Here is a 4,345-nt window from a genome sequence, read left to right as displayed (position 1 = left end):
ACGTATATTATCGAGGAAGACCGGGGAAAAAGGCAGTTCAAGTTCCAGCCTGGCCCTATCTTTGCCAATATTGTGCTCGCAGACGAGATCAATCGGGCAACCCCCAAGACGCAGTCAGCCATGCTTGAGGCAATGCAGGAGAAGCAGGTTACTGTTGGAAATTCCACCTTTAAGCTCGACCTCCCCTTTTTCGTGCTTGCGACCCAGAATCCCATTGAGCAGGAAGGAACCTATCCGCTTCCTGAAGCCCAGGCAGACCGGTTCTTGTTCAAAATAAAAGTGGAGTATCCAACCTATGACCAGGAAGAGCAGATTGTTGACCGCTATGCAGGTGAACTCAGGGAAAGGAAGCTTCGGGTCCTCCTCAATAAGAATAACCTGATCGGCCTGCAGCAGATGACGCGGCAGGTCCCCATCGCAAGTGATATCAAGAGAAGGGCAGTCAAGATGATCCTGGCTACTAGGCAGAACAAGCAGCTGATCCAGTATGGGGCCTCTCCGCGTGCTTCCATCGGCATTATCCTGGCTGCAAAGGCCAGCGCCCTGATCAAGGGGAGGAACCATGTGAGCAACGAGGATATCAACGAGATGGCCCTGCCGGTTCTCCGCCATCGCATCATCCTCAACTTCGAGGCAGAGCGCAAGGGCATCACAGTTGACGACGCAATAAAGGAGCTGGCGAGCAAGGTGAAGTGATGATCTCGACAGAGTTCCTTGACCAGCTGACAAAATTCCATCTCATTGTCAGCAAGCGCGTCACTTCCCAGTATGCGGGGCCAAGAAAATCCATCGCGATGGGCAAAGGCATTATCTTCAAGGACCATAGGATCTACGCGCCAGGAGACGATTTCCGCGCCATTGACTGGAGGGTGTATGCAAGGACTGATGACCTCTATGTGAAAAATTACGAAGAGGAGAGGAATCTTGCAGTCCATATTATTGTTGACGGCTCAGGGAGCATGGATTACGGCAAGCCAAGGTCAAAGTTTGATTACGCTTCGATGCTGGGAGTCGGATTTGCCTACCTGGCCCTCAAGGACAATGAGAAATTTCAGTTCTCCACATTTGCTGACGACATCAGCATCTACCAGCCGCGCAGGGGCATGGGCCAGCTTGCTGCGATGGTCGAATACCTCAATTCACGCAAGCCGAAGGGAAAATCCAATTTCCTCGATATGCTCACCAAATACAGGAAAGTCATCCGAAGCAAGAGCATGCTGATTCTTGTATCTGACTTTCTCTATAGCATTGAGGAGATCAGAAGCGGCATCCGGCTTCTTGGCGACAATGAAGTCAGGGTAATCCAGGTCCTGGATCCGGTTGAGCGCAATCTCAACCTTCGCGGCGACTTCCGGCTGAGAGACAGCGAGACCAATGATCAGCTTGTCACCTTTGTGAGCCAGCGCCTGAAGGCAAATTACCAGGAGATGATGGATCACCATACGGCAATGATTGATGATATATGCACAAAGCTCGGATACCGCTTCCATTCTATTACCACAGACTCTTCCTTGTTTGATGCATTTTATGCAATTGTAGGATAGCATGGCAGGAAAAGATCATGTCAGGCAGATCAGGAGGATGCTTGAGGATATCGAGGACACAGAGAAAGCGAGCCACGTCCTCTACCTCAGCAGCATTCTGGGAACCAGGGTCTTTGACGAGCGGGCCAGGCATTTAGGAAGGATAAAGGACATTGCCATCGATCCCGTTGGCGGCTTTCCAAAAGCTGTTGCAGTTATTGTCAAAAAGTGGTTTCTGCGGAGGAGGACGCTCTCGTGGGAGGGATTTGACCTCGGAGAATTCCCCCAAAGGCTTGTTGTCCATGCCCCGCTCCCTCTGTCCCAACTGCCAAGGAACTGCGTGTTTGTTGGCGATAAGATTCTGGACCAGCAGCTTGTGGATACGAATGGGATCAAGATTATCCGCGCAAATGATGTTGCATTTATTCCGATCCACAACACCCTCTTTCTGGCGAGCATCAGCATTGGGCTGAAGGGTCTGCTCAGGCGGATAGGCCTGAACACCGACGGCTGGAGCATGAAGGAAAATCTTGTTCCGTGGGCATACGTGGAGCCGCTGGAAGGCAAATTCCGCGACATCAAGCTCAAGATATCAGAATCGCGGCTCGGCGATATCCATCCTGCTGATTTTGCAGATCTCCTTGAGAAATTGGCAAGAGAGCAGCGGCTGAGCCTGTTCAGGAACCTGAGTAACCGCTATGCATCCAGAATCCTTGATGAAGCTGATGCTGAAGTGAGGATGTCGCTGGTTTCGGAGATTCCCCAAAGGCGGCTGGTGCACATCTTCACCCTCATGTACGAAGGCAATGTTGCTGATATCCTGCTGAGCCTGCCTGAGGCAAAACGCCGGGAGCTGCTGGTCCTGATGGGCCCTGCAGAGGCAAGGCACTTCCAGCTGCTGATGTCCTGCAATAAGGAGAGTGCAGGCCGCTTTATGACAAGGAAATTTATTACTGTTTTGCCGCAGGACTCAGCCCGGGAGATAATCCGGAAGATTCAGGCAAGCGACCCGCCGCGAGTGCTGCATGCAGTCTATGTGGTGAAGCACGACTTAACCCTGGTCGGAACCATTTCGCTGAGAAACCTCCTCATAAGCCCTTCAGGCGATCCTGCTTCGAAACTCCTCAAAAAGAAGCTGGTCTACGTCAGGAAATCAGCCCACAAGAACGTGGTGTACAGCATGATGGCAAAGTATGATCTCACCTCTATTCCTGTCGTTGACAGGAAGCACCGCATCATTGGAGTTATCAATGTTGAAGATCTCCTCAAGGAGCGTGTCTATGTCCCAGCCAAGCAGGATGCCGAGCAGGTCTAGGATCAGCTGGAAATCTATCCTGCTGTTCTTGTCTATCCTTGGCCCTGGCATTATCACCGCAAATGTCGGAAATGACGCATCAGGGATTACAACGTATTCCCTTGCAGGAGCGCGCTTCGGATATGGATTCCTCTGGCTGCTGGTCCCGCTGACCATAGCGCTTATCTTTATCCAGGAGATGGCTGCAAGGATGGGCGCAGTGACGGGCAGAGGTCTTGCCCAGCTTATCCGCGAAACCTATGGGGTGAGGATAACGCTCCTCATCATGGCAGGCCTGGTCATCACAAATATCGCGAACACAATTGCTGAGTTTGCCGGAATTGCTGCTGCCACAGAGATTGTCGGTGTCAGCAGGTTTATCTCAGTCCCCCTTGCAGCATTGGCAGTCTGGCTGCTTGTGACAAAAGGAAACTACAACAAGGTCGAGAAGGTGTTTCTTGTTGCATGCACCTTTTATATCGTATACTACTTCGCTGCGTTTCTCGCCCATCCAATCTGGCCTGAAGTCGCAAAGGCCGCAGTGGTTCCAAAAATCACTATCACCGCCCCTTATCTCCTGATGTTCATTGCCCTGGTTGGAACAACAATAGCTCCATGGATGCAGTTCTACCTGCAAAGCTCCATCGTTGAAAAGGGAATTGATATGCGGAAGTACCGCTATTCCCGCTGGGATGTGATCATCGGCTCCATAATCACAGATATTACTGCTTTTTTTATTGTTGTCGTGTGTGCAGCAACATTATTTAAGGCGGGTATCCCTGTTGAGACAGCATCTGATGTTGCTTTGAGCCTTGCACCAATTGCAGGCCAGTATGCTGCCTGGCTCTTCGCCTTTGGCCTTTTCAATGCAGCAATGTTTGCCGCCGTCGTCCTTCCCCTCTCAACAACCTACTATGTCTGCGAGGCATTTGGTTGGGAGTCCGGGCTCAATAAAAAGATCCGCGATGCCCCTTTCTTCTACAGCTTTTTCACGATAATGATACTGATTGGAGCAGCATTCGTCCTGATCCCTAATATTCACTTGATACAACTCATGGTTATCTCTCAGGCTGTGAATGGCGTTCTGCTGCCGCTGGTGCTTGTTGCGATGCTCCTCCTCGTAAACAACAGGAGCCTGATGGGCCAGCATGTGAATCCAGCCTGGCTGAACATTGCCGCCTGGGCATTTATTGGCATCATCATCGTCGCTTCATTGCTGCTCGGCTTGGTAACTCTTTTTCCGGAAAGCGCAGAGTACATAGCAACAGCAATCATGTAGCTCGTCCTTCTGCAGCACTATTCAGAATCAAACACTATTCAGACCCAAACAGGATTCATAACCCGAAGGTTGACCTATGAATGTTGGCCTATGCTCCAAAAATCCCCAGCCACTCCCTTCTCTTCCTTTTCTTCCACAGCCCTTTATGGTAACATGCGCTGATGATGAGAGGTAGGACAGAAGTAGCCTCAGCATAGACCATCTGCTCGTAGCTGGTGTCCACCTTTCCCCAGGAAGATGCCTCACGCA

5 protein-coding genes are annotated in these 4,345 nt (G+C 51.0%); 4 read left to right on the top strand and 1 reads right to left on the bottom strand.

Features of this window, described 5'->3' with window-relative positions:
• The 4 genes from VJB08_00325 to VJB08_00310 form a co-directional block, all read left to right on the top strand.
• Positions 1-696: MoxR family ATPase (locus tag VJB08_00325; protein HLD42417.1), on the top strand; the 696-nt coding region annotated here is incomplete at its 5' end.
• A complete protein-coding gene (locus VJB08_00320) occupies positions 696-1,544 on the top strand; it encodes a DUF58 domain-containing protein (GenBank protein HLD42416.1) in 849 nt (282 codons plus the stop codon). The genes VJB08_00325 and VJB08_00320, both read left to right, overlap by 1 nt.
• 1 nt (position 1,545) lies before the next feature.
• The gene (locus VJB08_00315; protein HLD42415.1) at positions 1,546-2,838 is read left to right on the top strand and encodes a CBS domain-containing protein; all 1,293 of its coding nucleotides are present in this window, start codon (positions 1,546-1,548) and stop codon (positions 2,836-2,838) included.
• Positions 2,804-4,096, top strand: a complete 1,293-nt coding sequence (locus VJB08_00310) for a divalent metal cation transporter (protein ID HLD42414.1) — start codon at positions 2,804-2,806, stop codon at positions 4,094-4,096. The genes VJB08_00315 and VJB08_00310 overlap by 35 nt, the downstream gene beginning before the upstream one ends.
• Positions 4,097-4,184: 88 nt before the next feature.
• Here the strand turns inward: VJB08_00310 and VJB08_00305 are convergent.
• Positions 4,185-4,345 (bottom strand): deoxyhypusine synthase family protein (locus VJB08_00305; GenBank protein HLD42413.1); only part of this gene is annotated, 161 nt, incomplete at its 5' end.

The sequence above is a fragment of the Candidatus Nanoarchaeia archaeon genome (assembly GCA_035290625.1).
GTDB lineage: Archaea > Nanobdellota > Nanobdellia > Woesearchaeales > DATDTY01 > DATDTY01.
This window is presented reverse-complemented; position numbering and strand designations above follow the sequence as displayed.

What these genes read in the sequence shown, in the direction of transcription:
- VJB08_00310 (HLD42414.1), top strand. Translation starts at nt 2,804, where the DNA reads ATGTCCCAGCCAAGCAGGATGCCGAGCAGGTCTAGGATCAGCTGGAAA.
- VJB08_00315 (HLD42415.1), top strand. Translation starts at nt 1,546, where the DNA reads ATGGCAGGAAAAGATCATGTCAGGCAGATCAGGAGGATGCTTGAGGAT.
- VJB08_00320 (HLD42416.1), top strand. Translation starts at nt 696, where the DNA reads ATGATCTCGACAGAGTTCCTTGACCAGCTGACAAAATTCCATCTCATT.